General features: G+C 60.0%; 22 protein-coding genes, 1 tRNA gene and 1 pseudogene. 8 read left to right on the top strand and 16 right to left on the bottom strand.

Translation table 11 applies throughout. The annotated features are described in order from the left end of the window. Positions 1–143 precede the first annotated feature (143 nt). Together HUS57_RS11000 and HUS57_RS10995 are read right to left on the bottom strand one after the other, a co-directional pair. On the bottom strand, positions 144–3,302 hold the full coding sequence (locus HUS57_RS11000) for an efflux RND transporter permease subunit (RefSeq protein WP_173933630.1): 3,159 nt from the start codon (positions 3,300–3,302) through the stop codon (positions 144–146). Positions 3,303–3,306: 4 nt separating this feature from the next. After that, positions 3,307–4,455 (bottom strand): efflux RND transporter periplasmic adaptor subunit, encoded by a 1,149-nt coding sequence (locus HUS57_RS10995; protein WP_173933628.1) that lies wholly within the window; start codon positions 4,453–4,455, stop codon positions 3,307–3,309. A 244-nt stretch (positions 4,456–4,699) separates the two neighbouring features. Here HUS57_RS10995 and HUS57_RS10990 point away from each other — a divergent pair, with 244 nt between their 5' ends. Beyond that, positions 4,700–5,368, top strand: coding sequence for a TetR/AcrR family transcriptional regulator (locus HUS57_RS10990; RefSeq protein ID WP_246727844.1), 669 nt, complete (start codon positions 4,700–4,702; stop codon positions 5,366–5,368). Between the two features lie 50 nt (positions 5,369–5,418). On the opposite strand, the gene HUS57_RS10985 is transcribed toward HUS57_RS10990, so the two are convergent. Next, positions 5,419–5,730 (bottom strand): hypothetical protein, encoded by a 312-nt coding sequence (locus HUS57_RS10985; RefSeq protein ID WP_173933626.1) that lies wholly within the window; start codon positions 5,728–5,730, stop codon positions 5,419–5,421. A gap of 246 nt (positions 5,731–5,976) precedes the next feature. Here HUS57_RS10985 and ispG point away from each other — a divergent pair, with 246 nt between their 5' ends. After that, positions 5,977–7,254: a flavodoxin-dependent (E)-4-hydroxy-3-methylbut-2-enyl-diphosphate synthase gene (ispG, locus tag HUS57_RS10980; protein WP_173933624.1), complete on the top strand. Its 1,278-nt coding sequence runs from the start codon at positions 5,977–5,979 to the stop codon at positions 7,252–7,254. 184 nt (positions 7,255–7,438) lie between these two features. Here ispG and HUS57_RS10975 read toward each other — a convergent pair. The 4 genes and pseudogenes from HUS57_RS10975 to HUS57_RS10960 all read right to left on the bottom strand — a co-directional run. Then, positions 7,439–7,640 (bottom strand): annotated as a pseudogene (locus HUS57_RS10975) (IS630 family transposase); the annotation flags it as partial. Positions 7,641–7,897: 257 nt separating this feature from the next. After that, positions 7,898–8,080: a 50S ribosomal protein L32 gene (rpmF, locus tag HUS57_RS10970; RefSeq protein WP_173933622.1), complete on the bottom strand. Its 183-nt coding sequence runs from the start codon at positions 8,078–8,080 to the stop codon at positions 7,898–7,900. A gap of 145 nt (positions 8,081–8,225) precedes the next feature. Further along, a complete protein-coding gene (locus HUS57_RS10965; RefSeq protein ID WP_173933620.1) occupies positions 8,226–8,633 on the bottom strand; it encodes a hypothetical protein in 408 nt (135 codons plus the stop codon). A 32-nt stretch (positions 8,634–8,665) separates the two neighbouring features. After that, positions 8,666–9,379, bottom strand: a complete 714-nt coding sequence (locus HUS57_RS10960; RefSeq protein WP_246727843.1) for a transglycosylase domain-containing protein — start codon at positions 9,377–9,379, stop codon at positions 8,666–8,668. Positions 9,380–9,521: 142 nt separating this feature from the next. On the opposite strand from HUS57_RS10960, the gene HUS57_RS10955 reads away from it, so the two are divergent. Next, positions 9,522–10,439: a polyprenyl synthetase family protein gene (locus HUS57_RS10955; RefSeq protein WP_173933616.1), complete on the top strand. Its 918-nt coding sequence runs from the start codon at positions 9,522–9,524 to the stop codon at positions 10,437–10,439. Positions 10,440–10,749: 310 nt separating this feature from the next. Next, positions 10,750–10,920, top strand: coding sequence for a hypothetical protein (locus tag HUS57_RS10950; protein WP_173933614.1), 171 nt, complete (start codon positions 10,750–10,752; stop codon positions 10,918–10,920). A gap of 80 nt (positions 10,921–11,000) precedes the next feature. On the opposite strand, the gene holA is transcribed toward HUS57_RS10950, so the two are convergent. From holA to HUS57_RS10930, 4 genes are all read right to left on the bottom strand, one after another. Next, complete coding sequence (gene holA / locus HUS57_RS10945; protein ID WP_173933612.1) at positions 11,001–12,038, bottom strand: DNA polymerase III subunit delta; 1,038 nt, start codon at positions 12,036–12,038, stop codon at positions 11,001–11,003. Between the two features lie 52 nt (positions 12,039–12,090). After that, positions 12,091–13,062: an NAD(+) diphosphatase gene (gene nudC, locus HUS57_RS10940; RefSeq protein WP_173933610.1), complete on the bottom strand. Its 972-nt coding sequence runs from the start codon at positions 13,060–13,062 to the stop codon at positions 12,091–12,093. A gap of 312 nt (positions 13,063–13,374) precedes the next feature. Then, positions 13,375–14,307, bottom strand: a complete 933-nt coding sequence (rpoH, locus tag HUS57_RS10935; RefSeq protein ID WP_173933608.1) for an RNA polymerase sigma factor RpoH — start codon at positions 14,305–14,307, stop codon at positions 13,375–13,377. 167 nt (positions 14,308–14,474) lie between these two features. Further along, a complete protein-coding gene (locus tag HUS57_RS10930) occupies positions 14,475–15,509 on the bottom strand; it encodes an RluA family pseudouridine synthase (RefSeq protein ID WP_173933606.1) in 1,035 nt (344 codons plus the stop codon). A 24-nt stretch (positions 15,510–15,533) separates the two neighbouring features. Between HUS57_RS10930 and HUS57_RS10925 the strand changes: the two genes are divergently transcribed. Then, positions 15,534–15,929, top strand: coding sequence for a fimbrial protein (locus tag HUS57_RS10925; RefSeq protein ID WP_173933604.1), 396 nt, complete (start codon positions 15,534–15,536; stop codon positions 15,927–15,929). A 495-nt stretch (positions 15,930–16,424) separates the two neighbouring features. On the opposite strand, the gene HUS57_RS10920 is transcribed toward HUS57_RS10925, so the two are convergent. Continuing rightward, a tRNA-Glu gene (locus HUS57_RS10920) sits at positions 16,425–16,500 on the bottom strand. A 140-nt stretch (positions 16,501–16,640) separates the two neighbouring features. Between HUS57_RS10920 and HUS57_RS10915 the strand changes: the two genes are divergently transcribed. Continuing rightward, on the top strand, positions 16,641–17,768 hold the full coding sequence (locus tag HUS57_RS10915) for a PAS domain-containing sensor histidine kinase (RefSeq protein ID WP_173933602.1): 1,128 nt from the start codon (positions 16,641–16,643) through the stop codon (positions 17,766–17,768). A 12-nt stretch (positions 17,769–17,780) separates the two neighbouring features. Here the strand turns inward: HUS57_RS10915 and HUS57_RS18160 are convergent, their stop codons facing one another. Both HUS57_RS18160 and HUS57_RS10905 read right to left on the bottom strand, forming a co-directional pair. After that, entirely contained in the window at positions 17,781–20,672 is a 2,892-nt protein-coding gene (locus HUS57_RS18160) for a hypothetical protein (protein WP_173933600.1), read from the bottom strand. A gap of 177 nt (positions 20,673–20,849) precedes the next feature. Then, a complete protein-coding gene (locus HUS57_RS10905) occupies positions 20,850–22,148 on the bottom strand; it encodes an adenylosuccinate synthase (protein ID WP_173933598.1) in 1,299 nt (432 codons plus the stop codon). A gap of 178 nt (positions 22,149–22,326) precedes the next feature. On the opposite strand from HUS57_RS10905, the gene HUS57_RS10900 reads away from it, so the two are divergent. Then, complete coding sequence (locus HUS57_RS10900) at positions 22,327–23,232, top strand: DMT family transporter (RefSeq protein ID WP_173933596.1); 906 nt, start codon at positions 22,327–22,329, stop codon at positions 23,230–23,232. A gap of 104 nt (positions 23,233–23,336) precedes the next feature. Here the strand turns inward: HUS57_RS10900 and serA are convergent, their stop codons facing one another. Both serA and HUS57_RS10890 read right to left on the bottom strand, forming a co-directional pair. Continuing rightward, complete coding sequence (serA, locus tag HUS57_RS10895) at positions 23,337–24,935, bottom strand: phosphoglycerate dehydrogenase (RefSeq protein WP_173933595.1); 1,599 nt, start codon at positions 24,933–24,935, stop codon at positions 23,337–23,339. A gap of 74 nt (positions 24,936–25,009) precedes the next feature. After that, positions 25,010–26,182, bottom strand: coding sequence for a phosphoserine transaminase (locus HUS57_RS10890; protein WP_173933593.1), 1,173 nt, complete (start codon positions 26,180–26,182; stop codon positions 25,010–25,012). A 232-nt stretch (positions 26,183–26,414) separates the two neighbouring features. On the opposite strand from HUS57_RS10890, the gene HUS57_RS10885 reads away from it, so the two are divergent. Beyond that, on the top strand, positions 26,415–26,663 hold the full coding sequence (locus tag HUS57_RS10885; protein WP_173933591.1) for a hypothetical protein: 249 nt from the start codon (positions 26,415–26,417) through the stop codon (positions 26,661–26,663). Positions 26,664–26,719 lie beyond the last annotated feature (56 nt).

Below are 26,719 nucleotides of genomic sequence, written 5' to 3'. Positions count from 1 at the left end.
TCGTCCTTGCCGATGTTAACGTAACCAGACGTCAACGCGCGCTCATACGGCAGGTTCCGGACGAGGGGGATTTTTCTTTAGCCGCCTTGTAAATTAAGCCGTCAATCTGCTTCGGCCTCATCTATGCTTGATTTATGCGCAGATCATTCAGCCGCTTTGGGCAATGGCTCCCGCCCACCATCCGGGTCCGTTTCTTCTCTGGTATCCCGCCGCACCCGGCGAAACATCCTGAACAGAAGTCCTTGACGCCTTTCTTCCGCCGCGCGCTTCTCACGGGTGAAAACCATTAGTGCTGAAGGCGTGACGATCAGGGTCAAGATCGTTGCGAAGGACAGACCGTAGACGATGGCACTCGAAAGTGAAATCCACCATTGGGTCGAAGGGGCATTGAAGGTTACCTCGCGATGAGTGATCTCCAGTCCCAGGCCGAAAGCGATGGGCAACACGCCGAGTACGGCTGAGAAGGCGGTAAGCAGGACGGGCCGTACGCGCTCGCGGCACGTCTGGATAATGGCGTCGTACTTGTTCATTCCGTCTTCGCGCAGCCGGTCATAGGTATCGATCAGCACGATGTTGTTGTTGACCACCACTCCTGCGAGCGCGATCACGCCTATTCCGGACATGACGATGCCGAAGGTCTGCCCGGTCAGCAGCAGTCCGAGAAATACGCCGATCGTCGACATCACGACGGTCATCAGCACCAGGAACACGCTGGTAAAACGGTTGAACTGGGCAAGCAGCACGATGAAAATGAGGAAGATCGCCGCACCGAACGCCTTGCTGAGAAAGTCGGCTGCCGCCTCGCTCTCCTCGCTGGAGCCGGCAAGCTTCCATCGGGTGGCCCCAAGATCCAACTCCGCCATCGCCGCTTTTACCTGGTCCTGCACCGCCGCTTCCTGAAATCCAGCGGCGATATTTGCAGTGACCGTGATCGTTCGCTGACCGTTGATGCGGTTCAGGATGCCCGAACTCCGCTCCGGCTCGCGTACCATGAAGTTGGAGATGGGAACTGGTCCCTGAGCCGTTTGCACGCGAAGCTGATCGAGCGTGGAAAGTGTGCGCCGGTCATTTGGCAAGCGTAAGCGGATATCCACCGCATCGTCCGTACCGGCCGGGCGGTATTCGGAGAGCTTCACGCCGGAGGTGACGAGCTGAACAACCGTTCCGACAGAAACCGGGCTGATGCCATACTGGGCCGCCTTGGAGCGGTCCACATTGACGGCCCAATCAACGCCAGGAGGCGGCAATCCATCCGAAATGTCGATAACCCCGTCAATCTTGCTGATTCGCTCGGCCACAATGCGAGCCTGGTCGGGAAGCGGCTCCGGATCAGCAGCGGAAAGTTGGAGTTGGATCGGTTGTCCGGTCGGCGGGCCAGCCTCCGGCACCCGAACCTCGATCTCGACACCCGCCATGCCGGCCATTTCAGCACGCAAGTCGTCCAGGATCTGGCTTGCAGGCTCACGCTCGCGCCAATCAACGAATTCATACTGGAGAACGCCGATGACATCCTCATCTATATCCTGGCCGCCGCCGCGCGTCTGTCCCACGCGAGTGTAGACAGACTTGACGCCAGGCCAGCCAATGAGCTTCTCCTCGGCGGGGCGCACCAGGCGATCCATCTCATCCAATGAAAGATTGCCGCGCGCATGCACATACATGAGCCCGTATTCGGGCTCGACACTGGGGAAGAACTCTACACCTTTGCCGAACTGCCCATAGGCGTACATTACGCCGACCAGAAGGCCGACCGCCAGGAGAAGCACCGTCTTGGGATAGGTCACCGCCTGCCTGACGAGCCGGATATACCACCCGTCGGGCTTCGGTTCCGGCTGCACATGCGTCTTGGCGAACATGGCGCCCAAGGTTGGCGCAAAGATGAGCGCATAAGCCATGGACGCAGCGAGCGTCACGATCAGCGTGATCGGCAGGTACTTCATGAATTCGCCGACGACATCCGGCCAGAAGAGCAGCGGCGAGAAGGCCGCGATGCGCGTCATCGTCGCGGCAATCACGGGCCCTGCCATCCGCTTCGCAGCCAGTTCGAATGCCTGCTCCCGCGGCATCCCCTCCGTCATGCGCCGTTCCGCGAACTCGGTGACGATGATGGCGTCATCCACCAGCATGCCGACCGCGAGTATGAGACTGAACAGAACGATCATGTTGACCGTGTAGCCGGCCAGCGAAAGGGCATAGATACCCATCAGGAAGGAGGCGGGAACGGCAAGCCCGATGAGCAGGGACGCACGCCCGGACAACGTATAGAGAATGACGATGAAGACGAGGATGACGGCGGTCAGGACGTGGTTCATCAATTCATCCAGCATGTCGCGGATGAACACCGACTTGTCCTGGCTGTAGCTCACAGTGATGCCGAAGGTATTATCGGCGTAGGCGTCAGCCAGTTCCTTGACCGCATCCACCGTTTCCACGAGGTTGGCACCCACCCGCTTCTTCACCTCGATGGCGATGGCACTCTGGCCGTCTAGTCGCGTGACCGTTTCGGCATCCTTGAAGCTGGAACGAATACTGGCAAGATCGCGCGCGCGGACCACCGCATCCTGCGTCGCCACAATGGGAAGATTGGCTATATCCTCGATATCCTCGATGAGGGACGGGACCTTGACGGCATAGCGGCCTTCGCTTCCTTCCAGCGCACCTGCAGCAACGAGGCTGTTAAAGGAATTGACGGAACTGGCTAGCTGGTCGAGCCGCAGCCCGTAAGAGGAAAGCTTCACCGGGTCTATGATGATCTCAACCTGCTCATCCCGCGCGCCCTGGAGCGCCCCCTCCAGCACGCCCGGAATTTCCTCGATCCTGTCGCGCAGGTCGCGCGCGGCCTTTGTCAGCACACGCTCCGGTACGTCTCCTGTGAGCGTGACGACGAGGACCGGGAATTCGGAGATATTGACCTCGTGCACCGCGGGCTCTTCGGCACCGGAGGGCAGCTCGCGCTCCGCGTCGGAAACTTTGGAGCGCACATCCTGCAACGCCTTCGAAAGGTCATGTCCGACCTGAAACTCCAGCAGCACATAACCGCCGCCCTCGAACGCTGAGGAGCGGATCTCCTTAACGCCCTCAATGGTCCTGAGTGCTGTTTCCATTGGCCGCAGGAGGAGCCGCTCCGCGTCCTCCGGCGAGATGCCTTGATGGGCAAGGCTCACATAAATGACGGGAAACTGTACGTCCGGCTCTGCTTCCTTCGGTATGGTGACATAGGCCAGCGCGCCTGCCACGACGAAGAACAGCAAAATGGATAGCGTTAGCCGCGCGTTGCGTATGGCAAGTCGGACAATATCCATAAGATCAGCGTCCTTGCTGGGATGCCCTGCCAATATCTCCGGCCAGAGCTTTGGATGCGCTTGCGTCAGCCTCTTCAGTGCTCACAAGCTCGCCGTCGGACACGAAATCCTGCCCTGCGACAATGATGCTGATCCCGGTTGGAATACCGGCGAGATAAAGCGCCTCGGGCGTATCGTCCACAATGTCGATGGGGTAGAAATGCACCCGTCCAGCCTTATCGACACCACGCACGCCAAGTTCGCCGTCATCGTTGAGGGTGACGACAGAGCGCGGCAGTGCAACCGTCTCCACAGTTTGCGTTATCACGCTGATCTCAGCAGTCATTCCGGCCGGAATATCCCCTTCAGGGTTGGGGATGTGCACGTCGACCCTGTAGGTGCGTGTTTCAGGCGATGCTGCACGGCTGATATGTCGGATTTTCCCGTCGAGCGTCTGACCGCTGATAAGATGCACCTTCGCCGTGTTCCCAACCTCGACTTCGGCAAGGTCACGCTCGCCGACATGCCCGGTGGCAATGATAGGGTCGAGTTTCAGGAGGGTCGCCAGTTCCGCGCCCTGCATGACGGCGCTGCCTTCCTCGACATGGATCTCGTCGATGATCCCGGGAAAGGGTGCGTGCATCAAGGTCCGGTCATAGTCCGCCTGGGCCTGTTCCAGCGCCGAGCGGGCGCTGGCGAGCGCGGCACGTGATGCATCGAGTTGAAGGCTGGCGATGTTGCCGCTGCTTGCCAGCCGTTCCGCGGCAGCCGCTTCGGCTTCACGCTGCGCGAGCGCTTGCCGCGCCGATTCCACCGCGGCCTCCTTACCTTCCGCTTCGAGGCGGACGATCAGATCGCCTTTCTCCACATAGTCGCCTTCGCTGACCGGTAACTCTTCAATAATACCGGCCGTGCGTGCCGCCAGTATCGTGCTCTTATCCGCCCGGGTCTGGCCGGAAATGCGAATGGTGCGCGCGTGTTCAAGGCGCGGGGGCACCACTACCTGAACGGTCTTCAAAGCCGCTGGGCGTTCGGGCGCCTCCGACGCCGCTTGAGCCGTCTCCAGATCCGGCTTGGCGCTGCCGACCGAGGAAAATTCGCCCGTGGCGATCCATGCGGCCGTAGCCGCCAGCACCACGACTGCCGCGATCTTGTGGAACTTCACTTTCGCCATTGTCGGTTATCCAAAAAAAGGGCGCAGCACAGCTTCACTTGAAAATATGGTGCTGACGGGAAAACAGTTCACCCGGTTTTTGCAGGCTAACCCAGCCGACTTGCCCGTACCGCACTACTGCAGCAAGAAAGTCACGCCGAATTTCACTCCTGGCTACGGTTTGTCGCTATTGGTTGAGGTCGTGCCCACCGCCAGGCATTTTGCTCGCCTCAAATGAGCCGCGTCAATTTATGCGGACGACATCTTGACAAAATATGTATTTTTGTCAAGATCGGAAATTGTGGCGGCCGAGAGCACATTGATCGGGAAAGACGAAGGGGCCGAAGACCCCCGGCGCGGAAGAATTCTGGAAGGCGCAAGGCAGGTATTCCTCGCCTATGGCTTTTCGCGGGCAACCATGGACGACATCGCCCGCGCCGCGAGGATTTCACGTCCGGCCCTCTACCTGTTTTTCCGGAACAAGGCGGACATCTTCCGCGCTGTCGGGCAGGATATGCTGGACCGTTCGCGAGCAAGCGCGTGTATCGCCTTGCGAAAGGAAGGCCCTTTTGGGGTGCGTCTTATGGACGCGCTCGATGTAGCGCTTTTCCAGCTTTTCCGCCTCGTGGAGGAGTCTCCTCATGGCCAGGAGATCATCGAAGTCGAGAATCGCATCGCTTCCGACATCATCGCCGATTGGCGGCAGTCGCTCATAGCTGCCTTTACGCGGATGATAGAGGAGGAGGCGCAGCGGCGCGAGAAGCCTCTCGACGGCAGTGGCCTCTCTGCCGATTCAATTGCGAGGATGCTGTTCGACATTCTGGAAGGACTGAAAGCGCGCGGCCTTTGCGGTACCCACGCAAAGGAACGTGCCGACCAATTCGTCAAGTTGGTTGAATTGGCGCTGTCAGGGAATAGCGGCAGTTCCAGGTAATGACCACCGATCACCATAGCCGAGTACCAAAATAGTCAGCATCGTTCCTATTACCGCCGGCGCAACAAAAGGCTCGCGGCCAGTCCGACAAGCACAACCGCTGCTGCCGCAACACCCGCTGTCGCAGCGGGATTTGCTTCTGCTGACTTTTGCAGCCGATGGGCGCTGCGCCGCAGATCCGGAAGCGCTTCGTAATAGTCTCGCAGAAGTTCACCGATTTCTTCGCCCATATGCCGGCTTCCGTGAAAGGCGCCTTTTCCGCGCCTCATCATTTGTTTCTTGAGTTGGGCGACCTCGTGGCTGAGGTTCGAAAGCTGTTCCCGCAGTTCATCCCCGATACCCTCATGACGCTTGTGATACATGGTCGCTCCTCAATCATCGGCCTTGATGTAGGTCTAACGGAACGTGCGGCGCGCGGTTCCACAGACACAAGCGAAGAACGGGTTAACAAGAAGGAGAGTTCCCGGCATAATATACTCAGCACTCCCGGCGGTCCCGCCGGACAGCAACGAAGGGGCCCGAGTGCGCGCAGCTCTCTAGGCATTGCATTGACATTTGCGCGCCTTTTCGCCACCTGAACTGGCAATTCGGCAGATTGGGAACCGGCTATGACCGCCGAGATTTCATCCGGCTATTTTTCATCTCCTTTTCCGCGGCGTCGGTCTGTCGCCGTTGATGTTGGCGGAGTCATTGTTGGTGGCTTGGCGCCGGTCGTCGTCCAGTCAATGACCAATACGGACACGGCCGATGTGGATGCCACCGTGGCGCAGGTTGCCGCCCTTCATCAGGCTGGCTCCGAAATCGTGCGTGTGACGGTGGATCGTGACGAGTCTGCCGCTGCCGTGCCGAGGATACGCGAGCGGCTGGAGCGGCTCGGCATCTACGTCCCACTTGTGGGAGACTTCCACTATATTGGCCACAAGCTTCTGGCCGATCACCCAGCCTGTGCAGAAGCGCTGGCAAAATACCGCATCAATCCGGGCAATGTCGGCTTCAGGGAGAAGAAAGACCGCCAGTTCGCTGCGATTATCGAGACGGCGATCCGGCACGACAAGCCTGTCAGGATCGGAGTGAACTGGGGCTCGCTCGATCAGGAGCTTCTTACCCGCTTGATGAACGAGAATCAGGATCGGGGGTTCCTGCTCACAGCCCAGGAGGTCACGCGTGAGGCAATCGTGCAGTCGGCCCTTCTCTCCGCAGAACTGGCAGAGGAGATCGGTCTGCCGCGCCATCACATTATCCTTTCAGCCAAGGTCAGCCAGGTACAGGACCTGATAGCGGTCTATACGGAGCTTGCCAGCCGCTCCGACCATGCTCTGCATCTGGGTCTTACCGAAGCGGGCATGGGTACGAAGGGCATAGTCGCATCTTCAGCTGCCATGGGTGTTCTTTTGCAGCAGGGTATCGGCGATACGATCCGCATTTCGCTAACCCCAGAGCCGGGAGGTGACCGCACGCGCGAGGTGCAGGTGGCACAGGAGCTTCTTCAAACCATGGGCTTTCGCCAGTTTGTGCCGGTGGTTGCGGCTTGTCCCGGTTGCGGCCGAACCACTTCCACCGTCTTTCAGGAGCTGGCGCAGAAGATTGAGAGCGATCTGCGCAGGAATATGCCCGTGTGGCGTGAAAAATATCCAGGCGTGGAGACGCTGAAGGTCGCCGTCATGGGGTGCATCGTCAATGGTCCCGGCGAATCGAAGCACGCGGATATCGGCATCTCGCTTCCGGGCACGGGAGAACTGCCGGCGGCTCCCGTCTTCGCTGACGGCAAAAAGGTTGCCACCTTGCGCGGAACACGAATCGCGGAGGAATTCGAAAGGATGGTGGCCGACTATATCGAGCGCCGCTTCGGACGCAGCGAAGCTTTCGACAAGGCTGCGGCGGAATAGCCCGTTGTTCATTTCAGCATTTCCATGAACCACGGAAATTTCTTGTTATGGAAATTCGCCTGGAGCACATCCTGCTTAATGTCGGGGCACATCCGGCTGTTTAAAGCAATGCGCGGATGCGGCGGAGCAAAGAGGTCGAGGATCGGACGATTGCGTCCCATAGGGCGATCGTCCTTTCGGCCTCTGCGCTACGGCTGATGCGCACCGACCACTCCGCCTTAAGGCGCTCCACCATCTCGTTCAACGTGATGTCCTTGCGCTCCGCGATCATCCCGACGATGAAGGCTTCATGCGCGTCGAGGAGGCGGCGCTGCGTCGGCCTTGCCGCCGCACTGTCTGCTCGCCGATCTTCGTCGTACAACCCGGCGGATCGCGCTCAACACGCCGTGCCGAACGCGCCGCCCCCTGTCACGCAGCTATGCCTTCCTCGCTGGATGACCGAAGATCTGCGCTCACTGCTCTTCCATCATCCACCTTCGCCAAAGTGGACCCCAATCACACGCGAACGCAAACGTCGCGTAACAATCGAGTCATAAACGCAGGAAGTGCTCTAGCTGCGCCGAAAGGGGCCGATCCTTGCGCTTGCAAACAGAAAAGACCGGCCAGAGGCCGGTCTTTTCACAGAGTTGCCTGAGATAGGGGATTATGCGCTCTTGGGCTCCAGCACCTGACGCCCGCGGTACATGCCTGTCTTCAGGTCAATGTGATGCGGCCGGCGCAGTTCACCCGAATTCTTATCTTCCACATAGGTGGGCTTCTTCAGCGCATCCGCTGCCCGGCGCATGCCGCGCTTGGATGGGGTGGTTTTCCTTTTCGGTACAGCCATTGTACTCTCCGGTAAATTCGAAGCCGCAGCAGCCCCTCCCGCCGGAAACCGCATCGGCCAAAACTCTTCTGTCGGCGCACGGCTATACACGGGAAGATGCGCCTTGGCCAGTGGCCTTGGGTGTTTTTCGTGTTCGGCGGCCTGTTCAATCACCATTCTCGGCATAGATGCCGTAGCGGTCGATAATGTCCGGCTGGATAAGCCTGGCATGCAGCATCAGCAGTATGATCTGCGCGTCGCGGCCGGCCCCCGCCTCAAGGGCCGCCTCCACCCGCTGGCATATGGTGGCAAGCCTTGCGGCGCCATTTTCCTTGCCGAAGACTTCCTCCCCCAAGGCACAGAAGGCCATGAGTTCAGCGACCGGCGGGTAGCGTTCAGGGGGCGGATCAGGTTCATCCGCATCCGCGATGAGGCTTGTTGCGGCAAGCTTCACCCCTTCGGGAACGAGAGCAGGGTGAAGCCCCGCCTGTCGCAGCCCCGCATCCAGCCGGCGCAGGTCCTCCGAACGTCCGAAAATGCCGAAAAAGCCGATGGAGGAGCCGCGTCTTACCATGCTGCAACCCTAAACCTGCCTCGGAGACATAGTTATTGCAGACACTGAATATAAGCGCCAGAGCGCCGCGCCCGGCCTTCAATCACAGAGGCCAGCCGGTTGAGCCCTTGAGAGGGCCTTGCCGGGTTCCGGGCATGCGGATTTGGTAGCGTTACGGCGAGTAACGCCGCCTGACGGGCAGAAAGGGACTTTGTCGGCTTTCCGAAGTAATGCTGGGAGGCCGCTTCAACACCGTAAATTCCCGGCCCCCATTCGGCGATGTTCAAATAGATCTCCATGATGCGCTGCTTCGGCACGATCGCGTCAAAATATACCGCAAGCGGCGCTTCCAGCGCCTTGCGAAGAAAGGAGCGGCCTGGCCAAAGGAACAGGTTCTTCACCGTCTGCATGGGAATGGTGGATGCGCCCCGAGGCTTGCCGCCGGAAAAAAAATCGTCCATGACCGCGCGCAGCTCGCCCAGATCAAGGCCATAATGGAAGCAGAACTGTCCGTCCTCCGACATCATGACCGAGTGCACAACCGCGGGTCCAATCTCCTCCAGTGGTGTCCACTGTCGTTCGTACCCGTTGAGCGTGACAAGATCGGCTAGCATGAGCGTGGACAGGGGGTGGACGAAGGGCAGCCGGTAAATCGGCGTCAATAGGAGCGGGATCACCGCGATCACAAGCAGTACCGCTAGAATCCTGCGTAACCAACGCCGGTGAGGCCGGCCTCGCGAAGCGCCCGCACGCCGTTTCTTCCTCAATGGCCCTCCGGCAGCTCCCACCCGCGGCGCCTGCAATTGTACTCTCCGTTTCCTTCGGCATAACGGTAGTGGAAGGCAGTGGCAACGCCAAAACCGCACGTCGCTCTTGACCCGGAGCGGGATTGCGGTCATCGCTCACGCCATGACCAATGGTAGTTCCCCGATCTTCGAAGACCTTCTTGCAGCCTGCGCACAATCTGTCGAGGAAGTGCTGCGGCACCTTCTCGACGACCGCCCCCGCGAAGGCGAGATTGTTCGTCCGCACCATCTCATGGCCTCCATGCGCCATGGAGTGCTCAACGGCGGCAAGAGGCTGCGCCCGTTCCTCCTCATGGAGAGCGCCGCGTTGTTCGATGCAGAGAGGAGCGCAACGCTCAGGGTGGCCGCTGCGCTCGAGTGCCTGCATTGCTACTCCCTCATCCATGACGACCTGCCGGCGATGGATGATGACGATTTGCGCCGCGGCCAGCCGACGGTGCACCGCGCCTTCGACGAAGCAACCGCGATCCTTGCCGGGGACAGCTTGCTGACATACGCCTTCGACATCATTGCCAGCGGGGAGACGGAACTGCCCGCTGAGCGCCGGCTTGAACTAGTCGGAATGTTGGCGCGGGCTGCCGGCGTCGGCGGAATGGCGGGCGGCCAGGCGCTTGATCTGGCCGCTAAGGACGCGCCGCCTACGGAAGAAGGCGTCGTGCAATTGCAGTCAATGAAGACGGGCGCGCTCGTCCGGTTCGCTTGTGAAGCAGGTGCCGTCATCGGCAATGCCGACCTTGCCGAGCGCGAGCGCCTAGCAGCCTTCGGATCGGCTATCGGGCTTGCATACCAACTTGCCGACGACCTTCTGGACGTTACGGCAAGCACCGAAACTATGGGGAAGGCGACCGGAAAGGATGCCGTAGCAGGCAAGGCAACGCTGGTCGGGTTTCACGGGGAGGAATGGGCGCGGCGGCAGCTTGCCGGACTTGTTGCACAGGCCGAGGAGCTGCTGGAGCCTTTCGGCGAGCGGGCCGCGATCCTGCGGCTGGCAGCGCGCTTTGTGGCCGAGCGGCAGCACTAAACGGGATGTCCTTTATCGGATACGGTTTGCGATTTTCCATCGCCGCAAATCAGATTCACCATGCTGGCTGAGGACCGGCATGGGTGACCAGTTGCTTCCAATGATCTTCGCGAACATGCAGCGGCGGTGAAGCAGGAAGGATGTCGCGGCACAAAGCGCCCGCTTCCATGTTGCGTCGGCACGGCGATCAAACGGGTGCAACGCTTTCGGCGGAACGATAGCGTTGCGCCTGCCACGATTGGCTATCGACCCGAAGAAGATCGCCTGCGTGCGCAGAGGCAATGGCTGCTGCGGCGCGGCAAGAGGATTCATGCACCTTGCGGGCCTGGTGGCTGAACTTGGCGAGCCGGGCGTGAAGGTCATTACCGCACCGTCTGGCCGTCCGCGAGGCTACCGGCCACATCATCGATGCTCAGCGGAGGCGCGCTTTAACTACTACGAGAATGCGGGCGATATGAGCACAAAATCATCCCGCTTTTAGAAAAGCTCACCGTCAAAACCCTGTTCTTCGCGCTCCGGACCGGAATACGGGCGCCCACTTTCCTGATTATTTTGGAGATCCTATCTTCCCGCGCGCGCGCCTTCGATGGCGAGCGCAAGCAGCGCTTGGCGGCTGATCGAGGCGGCGACGGACGGATACTGCCGCGATTTGAGGATGGCTCCCTGAAGGCGTTCAGCCGCAGAGCTCAGTTTGGCCTGATTCCAGCGCTCCACGGCCTGCTCTACGGACCGGCGGCGCGCGAAGAAGACCGGGGGCCGTGCACTTGCCACTGCTGCGGCAGGACTTTTTCCCTGGTCCTCGACCTGTGCGCGCAGCAATTGCAGCGCCTGGACATGACGCAGGGCTGCTGAAAGCATGAGAAAGGGCGGGCTACCACTGGCCAGATGGCGGGTAAAAAGGGCGTCGAACTCGGTGATTCGTCCGCACATGACCGCGTCCACCGCGTTGTCTGTATGGACAGCCGAAACATCTCCAATGAGGGCGCGGACATCGTCCGCCGTAACAGCGTTTGCACTCATGCAATAAAGGGCCAGCTTTTCCAGTTCGCCGCGCGTGGCCAGCCTGTCCCCGCCCAACTGCGATTTCAGAAGTTGCCGTGCCTCAAGTGATATCGAAAGGCCGGCCTTCGAAAGTACATCGTCGATGACAGCGTCGAGCCCGCGTGCGTCATCGCTGTAGCACGGCAGGGCCATGGCAAGGGCACTGCGCTCCACCGCAATGCGCAGGGCAGCATTCTTCTTCAAATCCCCAGCCTCGATAAGCACCATGCTGTCCGCTGGAGGGTCCGCCGCAAGGGTTGCCACATCTGCGGCAAGAGCGCTTTGGCTGGCAGCATTTCGCACCCAGACGAGCCGGCGGTCGGCAAACATAGGCACAGTACGTGCTTCATCCAGAAGGCGGCCGGACTGGTCTGCCTCGGCTGCATCGATCTTGACGACCGAAAAAGGATCGTCGAGGGGCAGCCCGGTTCTCTCGGCGAATTTTCGCGCCCGCTCGGAGACCAATCCCCGATCCGGACCGTAGATCAGAACGATCGCCACCGCCTTATCGGGGTGGGCAAGCCAGCCATCGACTTCGTGGGCTTTCTTCTGCGCCATGGCTCCGATTTAGGCGACCTGCCACGCAAAGGGAAGTGCGGGGGGCACTTGTTCAGCCTTTCGAGCCGCTCTGCCAATCGCCTGAACACCAGTCTGAAATGAGCCGGTGCGCGATGCTGCCGGGAGGCGGAACGGAATGGTCGTCTTCTTCGGACGCGGTGAGCATTTCGGCAACCTTGGAGCGGGAGAACCAGCGGCAGTCCTCCAGTTCTGCCTCGTCGCGCCGGATTTCGCCCATAGTTGCCTCCCCATAGCAGCCGATCATAAGCGTGTGGGGGAAGGGCCATGGCTGGCTCGCATGGTAGCGCACGCGGCGGATTGCGATGTTGGCCTCCTCCAGCGTTTCACGCCTTACGGCATCTTCAATCGTCTCGCCCGGTTCAATGAAGCCGGCGAGGCAGGAGAACATGCCCGGCCGGAAGTGGGGGCTGCGGCCGAGAAGGCAGCACTCGTTCCCCTCATCTACCGCCAGCATGATTACCACGGGGTCAGTGCGCGGGAAGAAATCCTTTCCACACGCCCTGCATGTGCGGCGATAGCCGCCCGACTTCAGCTCAGTAAAATTGCCGCACATGCCGCAATGGCGGGCCGTCGCATTCCATGCAACCAGACTCGCCGCCTGAGCGGCTTCGCCTTGCGCGTCTGGTGCAAGAAGGCACTGCTGGTAAAGAGACCGAAAATCGACAGCCTTGATATGTGCAGGCAGTTTCTCCGGTTCGTGGGGCACCGGCACCACGAGGCGGGGCTGCTCCAATTTGGTGAAGCCGAGCAGAATCGTTTCATTCAAGTCAGGGCATAGTCTTTCGATTTCCTGACGGTCAAAGTACGGATCGGGACCGCCTTGACCGAATTTGACAAGCAATCTGCCACCTGAGACGGCAAAAATTCGCGCCTGCCGGTGCCGGAGAGCCACTGCCACGCTATCCTCGGATCGATGCTCGGAACGCCTGTCCAGGGTGTTGCCGGTGAAAGCGGAAAGCCGGCTCGCCTCTCGGTCTAGTCCGCTGAACAGAGATGATGTCATTCCCGCCGCTCCTGCTGGCCATTTTATCACGTCTAAAGGGTTCAAGGCTGCACGTCGAGATCATTGCGTTGCGCACCTTTGCGGAGGTCGGAAATTACGCGCAATGGGCAGCGTTGCCGCAGAGTTCTCGCTTAGCCCGGCTCCTATGGTCGTGACCTTATGGTTCTCCATCGCCTGCTTCAGATATCAGACGCTAAACTGGAAGAGCATCTCCCAAAAGAAACGGCCTGCGCTTGAGGCGCAGGCCGTTGTCTGTTCCCATTCGACTGTTAGGGAATCTGGTTTGAAGGTGTTTCAGGCTGGTTCGGCCGCTTAGAAGGATGCGCCCTGTCCTGCGCCCTGTCCTGCGACCTGGGCCAGACGGGTGGCCTCGGCCTGACGCTTGGCGGAAGCCTGTACGGCCTCCTGTACCTTCTCGAAAGCACGTACTTCGATCTGGCGCACGCGCTCGCGGCTGATGTCAAACTCGCCGGACAGTTCTTCCAGCGTCAACGGCTCGTCTGAGAGACGGCGAGCTTCAAAAATGCGACGTTCGCGATCGTTAAGTACCTCCATCGCGTCATCAAGCATTCGCCGGCGCGTTTCCATCTCATCCTGCTCAATGAGAATATCCTCCTGGTTCTCGCTGTCATCCGCGAGCCAGTCGATCCACTCTCCGGATTCGCCTTCGGTCGCCCTAATTGGTGCATTGAGAGAGGCGTCGCCGGAAAGCCGGCGGTTCATGGAAACGACCTCTTCCTCGCTGACATTGAGCCGGTTTGCGATCTCGGCTACCTGCTCGGGATTAAGGTCACCATCATCCAGCGCCTGAATCTTGCTCTTCACCTTGCGCAGGTTGAAGAAGAGCCGCTTCTGGTTTGCCGTGGTGCCCATCTTCACCAGGCTCCACGAGCGCAGGATGTACTCTTGAATGGACGCCCTGATCCACCACATAGCATATGTGGCAAGGCGGAAGCCGCGCTCGGGTTCGAATTTCTTGACGGCTTGCATGAGGCCAACATTTCCCTCGGAGATGACTTCTCCGATGGGCAGGCCATAGCCGCGGTAGCCCATGGCAATCTTGGCCACGAGCCTCAGGTGGCTTGTTACCAGCTTGTGTGCAGCCCCAGTGTCGCCATGCTCGCGATAGCGTTTCGCAAGCATGTATTCCTCTTCCGGCTGAAGCATCGGAAACCGCCGGATTTCTTCCAGATATCGGGTGAGACCACCCTCCCCCGAAGCAATGCTTGGCAATGTTTGGGCCATTAGCACCCTCCTTATCGTTCTGAGCCCCCGTTTCAGGCGGGCAGGCGCGTGGCCGCTCAAACGCACCACGCCATATCCTATATATAGGATGAATGCGGAAAAATTAAAGCTTCCTCAGCCGGTCAACATTTCGTGACGGGCTTTCAGGAAGCATTAGACGAACTTTATCACAAACCAGCCAGGCAGGCCATGACTTCCTTCAAATCATCGGGAATGGGCGCTTCGAAGCGCATTGGTTCGCCGGTTTCAGGGTGGCGGAAGGCCAAAACGCGCGCGTGCAGCGCCTGCCGGGGAAGTGCCGCTACCTTCGCAGCCGCGTCTTCTGGCAGGCGCTGAGCCTTCGTTCGAAACGCGCGCCCATAGGCCGGGTCACCGATTACCGGATGACCGATGTGAGCCAAGTGCACTCGGACCTGGTGCGTCCGCCCGGTTTCCAACCAGCATTCCACCAAGGATGCGATCCCTCCGCCTTCCGAAGCTCCTTCGCCATAGCGCTCCAACACCTTGTAATGCGTCACCGCGTCACGGGAATCTGCGCGGTTTTCGGGGACTACCGCGCGCAAGGTCCTGTCTTGTAGCGCGCGTCCAAGCGGAGCATCGATCATTCCTGCCATGCGCTTCGGTACACCCCAGACCAGTGCGACATAAACCCGCTCCAGATCACCATTACGACCGTGACTGGCAAATTCCTCCGCCAGCGCCATATGAGCCTCGTCAGTCTTGGCCGCTACCATAACGCCGCTCGTGTCGCGGTCGAGCCGGTGCACTATGCCGCGCCTGTGCGCCCCTCCAATAGTCGAAAGCTTCTGCCCGCAATGATGGATTAGCGCGTTGACGAGGGTTCCCGTCCGGTTCCCTGGCGCGGGATGGACGACCAGCCCAGCGGGTTTGTTGATTACGATAACCGCATCGTCCTCATAGAGAATGTCGAGCGGAATGGCCTCGCCGACCGGCACCTGCACTTCCGGCTCCGGCACCGCCACCGCATAGCGCTCGCCGATGACAACCTTCCGCTTGGGCTCGGTAACCGTCTGAGTACCGAGCATGACAGCCCCCCCGCGGATCAACGCTTGCACCCTGTTGCGTGAGAGTTCTGGGCCGAGAGCTTCGGTCAGCCATTGGTCGAGGCGCTTGCCCGCCGCAGATTCATCGGCCTCGACCTCTTTCAAATGCCGGCCTTCTTCGCTATCAGGGTCGCTCACTCGCCTTCTCATGACTGGATCACCATGGCCGCGCCGAACGATCAGCCTGATTACGACGACGAACCGCCGCTCGATCCGGCTGCAGAGCGTGTGCGCCGCAGGTTAATGCGTTTCATGATCGTTAATCTCGGCATCCTGTTTGCTGCACTTATGGCTGTGGTGCTTGCGCTTGTCTATCGCTCAATCTCGCCGGAGGAGGCGACTCCTCCGGACATGGTGGGCCAGTTGGCCCCGTCTGCGGAAACGTTTTCCGAGACCATAGAGCTTCCGGCCGGTGCGCGCATCCTCTCGCATTCGGCCGTCGGGAACCGCCTGTCCCTGCATCTACGGCTTCAGGACGGCACCGAGGCGATCCATTTCTATGACATTAATGGCGCGCGCCCTCTCGGCAGCTTCAAGATCGTGCAAGGGCAGGACTGAACGAAGCCGTCGTCTGTTCATCCTGCCCCCCCGTTGTCGGAAGTTGCCGACAACGCTGAATTGCACGCTCCCTGGGAATGTCATCATAACGCCCTCTCCCAGGAACTCGCACAACAGTTTGCAGGAACCCGCGCAGAAGCCGCCAGCCGCATTCAGCTTTAAGGCCTGCTGCGCAAGCTACGCCCTCCTTCAAGAGCCTTTGAAGGGTGCCCGAGCTGGGCTGTCTCGTTCCATGATCGCGGCGTCCTCGTCACCCGCACGGGGACGCACCCTCATGATGAGGAGGATGATCAATGTCTTCACCCCGTTGGCCAATGACAGGCTCGGGAGCACCGAAGACGACGACAGCATTGCTCGTCAGCTGCACTATGACTTGTGTTAGATCGACCTGGGACGGGCGCCTTGCGGACCATCGACAACCGTCCGGCACGAGGTCGTCGCCCATGTCACAGGTCGTTCCCTTACCCAACGTCACCGGAATGGATGATGAAAATATGGTACTCCCAAGGGGACTCGAACCCCTGTTTCCGCCGTGAGAGGGCGGCGTCCTAGACCGCTAGACGATGGGAGCAACCTGAAGCCGCGATATAGTCATCATTTTCGCGGATTGCAACAGCCCTTAAGACCCAATGTTATCAAAGGTGTTGCCGTGAAGGCTGTTTTGTCCTTGAATGGAATTCCAGCCCGAGGTGGCACTTAAGGGAGTTTGGAATGCGCAGCGGCGGCGCATTTGCGTTCCTGGACGGCGGCGGAGCAATGGGCTCTGCCGTCCGAAAATTTGATTGGGCCTCCACATCGCTGGGGCCTATAGAGGAATGGAGTGCCGCCCTCAGGGTGGCGGTCTCCATGGTCCTGAACTCCAGCTTTCCCAAATGCATTTTTTGGGGGGCTGACTTCATCAACATATACAATGACGCATACAGACCAATCCTCGGAGACAAGCCCGAGCCACTAGGCCGGCCGTTCCGGGAGGTCTGGAGCGAGGCATGGGATACGCTCGGTCCGATTGCGCAGACTGCATTTGCCGGCGAAGCTACCTTTATCGAGGATTTTGCTGTCACGATTGAAAGGCGCGGCTACTCCGAGGAAGCGTTTTTCACCTTTTGCTACAGCCCGATCCGCGACGAAAGAGGTGAGATCGTGGGGATCATGGCCACTGTGGTTGAGACGACAGCCAAGGCTCGCGCGGAGCGGAAGCTCCAGCTCATCAACGCGGAACTGGCGCATCGCATGAAGAATCTTCTTACGATGGTCTCCGGCCTTGTAGGGCAAACGCTGGAGTTCGCACCCTCAAGCGGGGAGGCCAAGAGGACCGTGGCGCAGCGCCTCAGCGCGCTTGGTCGGGCGCATTCCATGCTGATGGAGGAAAGCCAGAACGGCGCCCTCATAGGATCGATCATCGAGGCTGCATTAGCCCCATTTAGACAGGGCAGGGGCCGTATTTCCTTAGAGGGCGCCCCGCTTGTTATCTCCGCAAGGCAAGCCCTTTCACTGGCGCTCGCCTTTCACGAACTCGCCACCAATTCCACCAAGTACGGAGCGCTGTCCTGTCCAACCGGACGGGTGACGATCTCCTGGAAGGTGGGGCTTCCAGGAACGGAGCAGGAGTTCAGTATCTCCTGGGCGGAAGCAGGAGGGCCGCTCGTGCAGGAGCCACAGCGCAAGGGATTTGGGTCCCGTCTCATCGAAGAGGTACTCGCCGCCGACTTCCGTGGAACTGTGCAATTGGTTTATCGGCCGGAAGGTGTCCGCTGCGATCTGATCACGACTATGAAGGAGCTGGATCCCGTCGAGGCGCAGTGGCTGAGCACCGCGTTACCCAGCTTACAAGGCAGGTAATGCGCCTGCGGCTCAGCCATCAGTTGGGGAGGTAGCCCGCTGCCAAGCCTCAAGCGCCTCTCGGAAGGCGCGGTCACCGGCTGTGCCCTTCTCCAGAGTCATGAGCGCGCGCCGCCCGCTGGCATAGATGATGGGAATGTCGATCCAGCTTTGCCGCCGCAGAAGCGTCGAGTTGGTTTCCAGGTCCGCCCGATTATCGCTGAGCGCAACGAGGAAGAAGCCGTCGGCAATCTTTGCGGGGAATCCGAGGAGGGGACTACCCGTATCCTCCTCGCTCTGCTTCATAGCCACGCGCAGCACACCATTGATGCTGCCGCCGGCAAACTGCTCCGGCGTGAGGAAGATTAGCTCGATGATGTGGCTCGCGGGCAGCGACTCGTCCGCATTGCGCCTTATGGTCATCTTGAGCTGAATACCTTTTTGCGGGATCGAAGCGTCGGCGCGGATCGCCGGTTCAGGCGGTAGATTGTTTCCAGGCGATTCTTGCACGATAGACCAGGCAACGGTGCCGCCGTCCGCAGAGGCATCGGCTATGCTCGTACGCTCTTCGTAGAAGATTGCTTTCTGGCCCGCCTGAACAGCAGGTGCGGTACTCTGGCCAGGATCGACTCCCTCAGCGAGGGTAGCCTCGGCTACGGACGTGCCCTCGCCGAGCATGCGGGCCTCATTTGCCGGCCCCTCATCAACTTCGGTGCCATCCGACAGAAGCCGTTGCGTGAATTTTCGGTTTGGTGCTGCGACCTCCGTTCCTGGTTCGCTTGCCTCTTGTGATGATACGGCAGCCAGTTGCGCCGATTCGGTCTTTTCCGGCTCGGCGTCGGTGACTTCCTCCCCGGAACCGCCCTTCGCAAGTACAAGCGCGTCGGGAAAATCGCCAAAGCCAGCTTTGCGCGCAATGTCATCCCGAAACATCCAGGCGCTCGCGCCCGCCGCCCCAACGAGCGCCAGAAAGAGAAGCAGCGCAACACTCCCCAAGCCTCTACGGGAAGTGGAGGAAGGACTGGCAGCTTCTGAGGCGACCGGCACCCTGGTAGTGGCCGCCAATCCTGCTTCCCGCTCAGCGTTGTCGAGGTGAAGCTCCGCTATGTCCTCGAGCGGAGTCCCTTCTTTGCCTTTAGCCGGCGGTTCCACCGGCGAGGAAAGATCTGTAGCCGCGTCCGACTCGCCTTTAGTACCGCTATCGGAATTTGAGATGAAGGGAGCAGCAAGAATTGCCGCTACCATGCGCGGATCGGGATCACGGTCGACTTTCCAGAGCAAGTCTGGCTGCTGGAGAGTCTTGGCCAGCCCGTTATCATCGTCCTGTGAAAGAGGCGGCGAGACTCGATGCGGGGAAAGAGTATTCTGCGTTCGCTCTTCGCCTGCTGCATCGACTTCCACTTCGGCAGACGGCGCTTCCCAGAGCCAAGCGTCATCCGCCGTTGGATCCTGTGCGTCGTCTTCGGCTGCGGGTTCTTTCCAGCCTTCCTCGCTCTCGCCTTGGATCGGGCCTTCGGGCCAGTGCTGTTCTGATGCAAGGTTCTGCTCTGCCTTTTCCGGCAGAACTGCCCGGCCTTCCCCGCTGACGCCAGCCGCAGTGGGCTCGTCTGCGGACCCGCTGCTCACGGGCTCTTTAGGTTCGGCTGCCGGCGTGCTCCAAGGCCAGGCGTCATCCGCCACCGGATCTTGCGCGTCGTCTTCGGCTGCGGGTTCTTTCCAGCTTTCCTCGTTCTCGCCTTGGATCGGGCCTTCGGGCCAGTGCTGCTCTGATGCAAGGTTCTGCTCTGCCGTTTCCGGCAGAACTGCCCGGCCTTCCCCGATGACATCAGCCGTGGCAGGCTCGTCCGCGGGCTCGCTGCTCACGGGCTCTTTAGGTTCGCCTGCCGGCGTGCTCCAAGACCAGGCGTCATCCGCCGTCGGATCTTGCGCGTCGTCTTCGGCTGCGGGTTCTTTCCAGCTTTCCTCGTTCTCGCCTTGGATCGGGCCTTCGGGCCAGTGCTGCTCTGATGCAAGGTTCTGCTCTGCCGTTTCCGGCAGAACTGCCCGGCCTTCCCCAATGACATCAGCCGTGGCAGGCTCGTCCGCGGGCTCGCTGCTCACGGGCTCTTTAGGTTCGCCTGCCGGCGTGCTCCAAGACCAGGCGTCATCCGCCGTCGGATCTTGCGCGTCGTCTTCGGCTGCGGGTTCTTTCCAGCTTTCCTCGCTCTCGCCTTGGTTCGGGCTTTCGGGCCAGTGCTGTTCTGATGCAAGGTTCTGCTCTGCCGTTTCCGGCAGAACTGCCTCCCACGAAGAGGCGCCGGCGGCCGCGGATTCTGGCGCTTCCGCGGCTTCGTCCGGCTCTTCCCCGCTTTGGTACTGGACTGGCGCGACGTATTGCTCTGGTTGCGCCTCCTGCTCCTCCTCGTCCGCCGGATCTGCCGGGCCTTCCTCGAGGTTGTCTTCGGCAGGGTGAGCTTCTGCCGGCGGGTGCGTCACAGGCTGGTCGTGGAACGGCGGAAGCTCGTCAGCAGGCTGGACCGGTACCTCCGGCCGCGGGGCTGGCGCGTCTGGTTCGGCAAGTGCCTCGTGCTCGGCTGCTGCTTCCGTGGCTGCTTCCGGCGCTTCATCTTCTTCCCTATTGGAGAAGTCCAGCGCGGCCATGGGACTGCCGCGAGTGGATGCATTGAGCTCAGCGAGGAGAATTTCCAGGTCGTCCGGCTCTTCGACGGGCGGAGGCGGCGCGAAGCTCGCTTCGACCTGGGCGATGGCATTCTCGAGAAGGGATTTCTGCCGCTCCGCCAACTCCGGTGATGGAGGCGGATTCATCGACGCGAGCTTGGTCTCGATTGTGGCCCGCGCCCTTTGGTAAAGCTTATCCCGATTTTCGGGAGAGTTTACCGCGAGCGCGTTAATGGCCTTTTCCAAGACCGCAACAAAATCCGCCATACCAAACTTTCCGTTCCTGCTTACCTTACCTGGGAGACCAAGATTCAGGATTACGTAAAATTGTGGTGATTCTACAACACAGCCCCGACGTTTGAAATCTCCTTCGAATGCAACATAGCGGCGCCACTGCCAAGAGATTGGCTAGGTGCTGCAGGAGCCAGCACCATGGCCAAGGCGTTAGTCTTGGAATGGGTCGGTTACAAGGATAGCGTCCTCCCGCTCGGGACTTGTTGACAGGATGGCAACGGGCGCTCCGATCAGTTCCTCGATGTGCCGGACATACTTCACCGCCTGGGCAGGAAGGTCATTCCAGGTGCGCGCGCCCTGCGTCGTCTCCTGCCACCCCTCAAGCGTTTCATAGACGGGCTCAAGGCGAGCCTGCGCTCCCTGACTTGCCGGCAGGTAGTCGATGATCTCGCCGTCGAGGCGGTAAGCGGTGCATACCTTGATCTCGTCCAGCCCATCGAGCACGTCCAGCTTGGTAAGTGCAATACCATTCATTCCGTTGGCCACTACCGCCTGCCGCACGAGCACCGCATCGAACCAGCCGCAGCGGCGCTTTCTCCCGGTAACGGTGCCGAATTCGTGGCCGCGCGTGCCTAGGAAGTTCCCGACCTCCCCGGTCTGTTCAGTTGGGAACGGGCCCTCTCCGACCCGCGTCGTATAGGCCTTCGTAATGCCAAGCACATATCCGACGGCTCCCGGGCCGAGCCCGGAACCAGTGGCTGCCTGCCCAGCGACAGTGTTAGAGGACGTGACGAAAGGATAGGTCCCGTGGTCGATGTCGAGCATTGTTCCTTGCGCTCCCTCGAAGAGGATGCGCTTTCCGGCGCGACGGGCCTCGTCCAGGATTTTCCAGACGCGATCCACATAGGGCAGGATCTTTTCGGCTACTGAGGAAAGCTCATTCATCACTGCTTCATGCGGCACCTCGGGATGCCCCAGGCCACGGCGCACCGCGTTGTGGTGGGTGAGCAAGCGTTCTACCTTCCCGGAGAGCGATTCCATATTGGCAAGGTCCATGGCGCGGATGGCACGGCGTCCCACCTTGTCCTCATAGGCAGGACCGATGCCGCGTCGCGTGGTGCCAATCTTGGTGCCGGAAGCGGAAGCTGCGTCTTCGCGGAAACCATCGAGCTCGCGGTGGAGCGACAGGATAAGAGCCGTGTTCTCGGCTATCTTCAGATTGTCTGGCGAAACGCTGACGCCTTGGCCAGCCAGTCGCTCGACCTCCGCGATGAACGCATGCGGGTCGAAGACGACACCATTGCCGATAACCGAAAGCTTTCCCGGGCGGACGACCCCGGAGGGCAGCAAGGACAGCTTGTAGCTGACCCCGTCAATTACGAGCGTATGGCCGGCATTGTGGCCACCTTGGAAGCGCACCACGACATCGGCGCGCTCCGATAGCCAGTCAACGATCTTACCCTTCCCTTCGTCGCCCCACTGGGAGCCAACGACCACTACATTCGTCATCGAACTTCCTTCCTGCCGCCGGTGACCGCCCGGCATCGAGAAACCACGGGCTCTATAGCGCTAGAGGGCGCGGGATGCGACCTTTCTTTGAAGGCCCCCATCCAAATACCGGAACCTCGATTTACCTCGGGCAAGCCAGCGGCTATGCCTCGCGTGGAACGATGATCAAGGGAATGCAATGCACTACCAGGCCTATGCCCTTCTTCTTGCTGCAACACTGTTATGGGGAGCCAATGCGGTAGCGGGAAAGCTGGCCGTCGGCCATATCTCCCCCTTTCTGCTCACCTCCTTGCGCTGGCTAGTCGCACTAACCATCATCGTGCCTTTGGGCTGGCCATGGCTACGTCGTGAATGGCACGCGATAAGAAGGGCTCTGCCAATCCTCATCCTTCTCGGAGCCACCGGTTTCACCCTCTTCAACGTCCTTCTTTATACCGCAGTCTATTACACCTCCGCCATCAACGTCTCCATCGAACAGGCAGCGATCCCGATGGTGATCATACTGTTCAACTTCATTCTGTTCGGCGTGCGGGCGAGTTGGCTGCAGATCCTCGGTTTCCTCCTCTCACTTTTAGGTATCGCATTGACAGCGACGCACGGGAACTTGGCGCGGATAGGGGAGCTCGATTTCAATTTCGGGGATCTGCTGATGTTGGTTGCCGTTCTTGTTTACGGTGTCTACACGCTCGCCTTGCGTTTCAAGCCGGAAATCAACTGGATGAGCATGATGACAATGCTTGCGGTTGTAGCGTTCCTGACCTCGGTTCCCTTCACCTTGTGGGAACACGCGGCCGGCGGGACCATCATGCCCGACATGCGCGGTTGGCTGCTTGTGTTCTTCAGCGCGTTTTTCCCGTCGCTGCTGGCGCAGACGCTCTTTATCCGCGGCAACGAGTTGATCGGGGCCAACCGTGCCGGGCTTTTCATCAATCTTGTTCCTGTGTTCGGCACGCTGCTTTCGATCGTTATTGTTGGCGAGAACTTCCACGTCTACCACGCCATAGCGATCGTCTTCGTCTTTTGCGGCATATGGCTGGCTGAATGGAGCGGACGGAAGCAAAAAGGCGCCGTCCTGGCCACTTGAGCGCACTGTCGCCGGATGGATGGCCATCTCTCCTGATCAAGGTGAGATGGCCTCCTTCCTTCAGCGCTGATCTTTCAGGATAATTCTAGCGGCATTTTTGCTGCTCACGCTCCTACGTCGAAATGGAGCGGCCTGGCGGAGAGGATGGAACCGGTCGTCAAAAGCTCATCGAGCACGTTCTTGGGGAAGGGCGCGTCAAGATAGAGCAGGGCTATGGCGTCGCCCCCCGGTCGGTTGCGCCCAAGCTGAAAATTCGCGATGTTGACCCCATGCTTGGCACAGACCGTGCCTAAAAGGCCGATGATGCCCGGCGTGTCGTAATTGGTCGTGTAGACCATGTGCTCGCCCACTTCAGCGTCAAGATTGATGCCCTTGATCTGGATGAAGCGCGGCTTGCCATCGGAAAAGACGGTTCCGGCAATCGTGCGCGTCTTGGCCGTCGTCTTCACCGTCAGCTTGATATAGCCGTCGAAGGCGCCCGATTTGTCGCGCTTCACCTCCGAGACGATGATGCCCCGCTCTTTGACCATGATGGGAGCCGAAACCATGTTGACGTCAGCTACCTGCGGGCGGATGAGCCCTGCCAGCGCGGCGCTGATTAGCGCGCGCGTGTTCATGCCTGCGGTGGAGCCGTCGAAAAGGATCTCCACCTCCTCTATGGCTTCATCGGTGACTTGGCCAACAAATGCCCCCAGTACCTCGGCCAGTTTGATGAAAGGCTTCAGCCGCGGCGCCTCCTCGGCAGAGATCGAAGGCATATTGATGGCGTTGGTGACTGCGCCCTTGATGAGGTAGTCCGACATCTGTTCCGCAATCTGTAACGCGACGTTTTCCTGAGCCTCGGTGGTGGACGCGCCCAGATGAGGTGTGCAAACCACATTGGGCAGGTTGAATAGTGGGTTCTCCGTGGCCGGCTCCTGCTCGAAGACGTCAATACCTGCGCCGGCAACCTTGCCGTTCTTCAGAGCCTCCACCAGATCGGTCTCGACGATGAGTCCGCCGCGCGCGCAGTTGATAATGCGCACGCCGTCCTTCATCTTGGCAATGCTTTCGGCATTGATGATGCCGCGCGTCCTGTCGGTCAGGGGCGTGTGGAGGGTGATGAAATCTGCGCGCGTGAAGAGATCGTCAAGCTCCACTTTCTCGACGCCCAGTTCTTCTGCCCTGTCTTCCGAAAGGAAGGGATCAAAGGCGATGACGTGCATCTTCAGGCCAATGGCTCGCATGGCGACGACCGAACCGATATTGCCGCAGCCGATGACACCCAGCGTCTTGCCAGTGATCTCGACGCCCATGAAGCGGTTCTTCTCCCATTTGCCGGCATGGGTGGAGGCATTGGCCTCCGGAATCTGCCGGGCCACGGCGAAAAGCATGGCGATCGCGTGCTCCGCCGTGGTGATGGAGTTGCCGAAAGGCGTGTTCATCACGATGATGCCGCGACGCGAGGCGGCGGGAATATCGACATTGTCGACGCCGATACCTGCCCGTCCGACTACCTTCAGATTGGTGGCGGCGCTGATCAGCTTCTCTGTCACCTTGGTAGCCGACCTGATGGCAAGACCATCGTACCGGTCGATGACGGAAAGCAGCTTCTCCTTATCCTTTCCGAGATCCGGCTCGTAATCCACTGCTATGCCGTGCTGGCGGAAGATATCGACGGCGGTGGGTGAAAGCTTGTCGGAAACAAGTACGCGAGGTGCCATTTAAGGGCTCCTTCCTTTATCATTCAAAAAAGTGGGGAATGGCAGCACCGTCTGGCACTGCGAAAGCATGGCGCTCAGGCACTCAGCAGCGTGGCCTTCTGCTCGTGGAAGGCCCAATCGAGCCAGGGCATGAGGGCTTCCAGGTCGGCAGTCTCCACCGTTGCGCCAGCCCAGATGCGCAGTCCCGGAGGAGCATCCCGGTAGTGGCCGATGTCGTAGGCGACGCCTTCTTTGTCGAGCCTGGAGACAATCCCCTTGGCAAAGGCTGCTTTGGCCTCATCATCGAGCCGCATGACGGCCTCGTCCACGATGGAAAGGCAAACCGAGGTATTGGAGCGTGTCGCAGGCTCCTCCGCCAGATGGGCGAGCCATCCGCTTTGCTCCACGAAGCGGTCGATGGCAGAGAAATTGGCATCAGCGCGGGCGATCAGGCCGTCCAGCCCGCCGACTGTTTTGGCCCACGAAAGGGCGTCAAGATAGTCCTCCACGCAGAGCATGGATGGCGTGTTGATGGTTTCGCCCCTGAAAATGCCCTCGATGAGCTTGCCGCCCTTCGTCATCCGGAAGATTTTGGGCAAGGGCCATGCTGGCGTGTAGCTTTCCAGCCGTTCCACAGCGCGCGGCGATAGGATTAGAACGCCATGCGCGGCCTCGCCTCCAAGCACTTTCTGCCAGGAGAAGGTGGTCACATCGAGCTTGGCGAAGTCGAGCCGCTGGGCAAATGCCGCCGATGTGGCGTCACAAATGGTGAGGCCTTTCCGGCCGGCTGGTATGAAATCGGCATTCGGCACACGCACGCCGGAGGTGGTGCCGTTCCAGGTGAATACCACGTCCCGGTCGAAATCGACCTGCGAAAGATCGGGCAGCTTGCCGTAATCGGCCTCGAAACGGCGCACATCTGCAAGTTTGAGCTGCTTGACGATATCGGTCACCCAGCCGGCGCCGAAAGACTCCCACGCAACAACGTCGACGCCGCGTGCGCCGAGCAGCGACCACAACGCCATCTCAACGGCGCCTGTGTCGGAAGCCGGGACGATGCCGATCCGGTAGTCGTCGGGGACCTGAAGGACCTCGCGGGTAAGTTCGATGGCAAGAGCAAGCTTTTCCTTGCCGATTTTCGCCCGGTGCGACCGGCCCAGGGCGGCGTCGTTCAGCGCTTCCGGCGTCCATCCGGGGCGTTTGGTGCAGGGTCCTGAAGAAAAATTGGGATTGGCCGGACGGATGTCCGGTTTGGCATTTATGCTCATAATGTTTCTATCCTTCCAGATAGCTCGCCCCTCGGTGGGGAGGGGTAGCCCACTGGCGGGATTATCGAACGACGGAGGAAAAGGCAAGTGCCTGTATGAGCAAACGGATGCAACTGCGGCGCATCTACAACGCACTCGGCTTACCGAAGCTTGCAGGTCATTGCGGCATTGCCGTTTCCTTCATGAAGCAGGTAAGCTGCCGCCGACGATTGTTCCCCAGGAAGGATGGGAAATGGAAGAAAATTACGATGCATTTGCAGTTGCCATCAGCACGATATTCGGCGCGGTCGTTATTGGCGGACTGATGGCCGCAGCGCTCGCGTTCGGCGAGCGTGATGCGTTTTTCTTCTCCCTTGGCGCAGCCACGGCGGCGTGGCTTTCCGGCTACGCAATTTTTTTCGATAAGCCGCGCACCTTCATGGCTCTGGTGGCTGTGGCCGTGTTGATGGCTGTCGGAGCCACCCTCATCCTGGCATTCTGAGCCGAATCAAAAAACTGATTTCATCAGAATGAAAAACAAAGGGCGGTCTAAGACCG

It is taken from the genome of Chelativorans sp. Marseille-P2723 (genome assembly GCF_902809845.1).
Taxonomy (GTDB): domain Bacteria; phylum Pseudomonadota; class Alphaproteobacteria; order Rhizobiales; family Rhizobiaceae; genus Chelativorans.
Note: the sequence above shows the minus strand (reverse complement) of the source record. Positions and strands in the feature narration are given on the sequence as shown.

Excerpts from the sequence above, each read along its gene's own strand:
- HUS57_RS10955 (WP_173933616.1), top strand. The coding sequence starts at position 9,522 with ATGACCAATGGTAGTTCCCCGATCTTCGAAGACCTTCTTGCAGCCTGC.
- holA (WP_173933612.1), bottom strand. The coding sequence starts at position 12,038 with ATGGCGCAGAAGAAAGCCCACGAAGTCGATGGCTGGCTTGCCCACCCC.
- HUS57_RS10900 (WP_173933596.1), top strand. The coding sequence starts at position 22,327 with ATGCACTACCAGGCCTATGCCCTTCTTCTTGCTGCAACACTGTTATGG.
- HUS57_RS10950 (WP_173933614.1), top strand. The coding sequence starts at position 10,750 with ATGCACCTTGCGGGCCTGGTGGCTGAACTTGGCGAGCCGGGCGTGAAG.
- HUS57_RS10890 (WP_173933593.1), bottom strand. The coding sequence starts at position 26,182 with ATGAGCATAAATGCCAAACCGGACATCCGTCCGGCCAATCCCAATTTT.
- rpmF (WP_173933622.1), bottom strand. The coding sequence starts at position 8,080 with ATGGCTGTACCGAAAAGGAAAACCACCCCATCCAAGCGCGGCATGCGC.
- rpoH (WP_173933608.1), bottom strand. The coding sequence starts at position 14,307 with ATGGCCCAAACATTGCCAAGCATTGCTTCGGGGGAGGGTGGTCTCACC.
- HUS57_RS10995 (WP_173933628.1), bottom strand. The coding sequence starts at position 4,455 with ATGGCGAAAGTGAAGTTCCACAAGATCGCGGCAGTCGTGGTGCTGGCG.
- HUS57_RS10905 (WP_173933598.1), bottom strand. The coding sequence starts at position 22,148 with ATGACGAATGTAGTGGTCGTTGGCTCCCAGTGGGGCGACGAAGGGAAG.
- HUS57_RS10965 (WP_173933620.1), bottom strand. The coding sequence starts at position 8,633 with ATGGTAAGACGCGGCTCCTCCATCGGCTTTTTCGGCATTTTCGGACGT.
- HUS57_RS10885 (WP_173933591.1), top strand. The coding sequence starts at position 26,415 with ATGGAAGAAAATTACGATGCATTTGCAGTTGCCATCAGCACGATATTC.
- HUS57_RS10985 (WP_173933626.1), bottom strand. The coding sequence starts at position 5,730 with ATGTATCACAAGCGTCATGAGGGTATCGGGGATGAACTGCGGGAACAG.
- serA (WP_173933595.1), bottom strand. The coding sequence starts at position 24,935 with ATGGCACCTCGCGTACTTGTTTCCGACAAGCTTTCACCCACCGCCGTC.
- HUS57_RS18160 (WP_173933600.1), bottom strand. The coding sequence starts at position 20,672 with ATGGCGGATTTTGTTGCGGTCTTGGAAAAGGCCATTAACGCGCTCGCG.
- HUS57_RS11000 (WP_173933630.1), bottom strand. The coding sequence starts at position 3,302 with ATGGATATTGTCCGACTTGCCATACGCAACGCGCGGCTAACGCTATCC.
- HUS57_RS10925 (WP_173933604.1), top strand. The coding sequence starts at position 15,534 with ATGGCCGCGCCGAACGATCAGCCTGATTACGACGACGAACCGCCGCTC.
- HUS57_RS10915 (WP_173933602.1), top strand. The coding sequence starts at position 16,641 with ATGCGCAGCGGCGGCGCATTTGCGTTCCTGGACGGCGGCGGAGCAATG.
- nudC (WP_173933610.1), bottom strand. The coding sequence starts at position 13,062 with ATGACATCATCTCTGTTCAGCGGACTAGACCGAGAGGCGAGCCGGCTT.
- ispG (WP_173933624.1), top strand. The coding sequence starts at position 5,977 with ATGACCGCCGAGATTTCATCCGGCTATTTTTCATCTCCTTTTCCGCGG.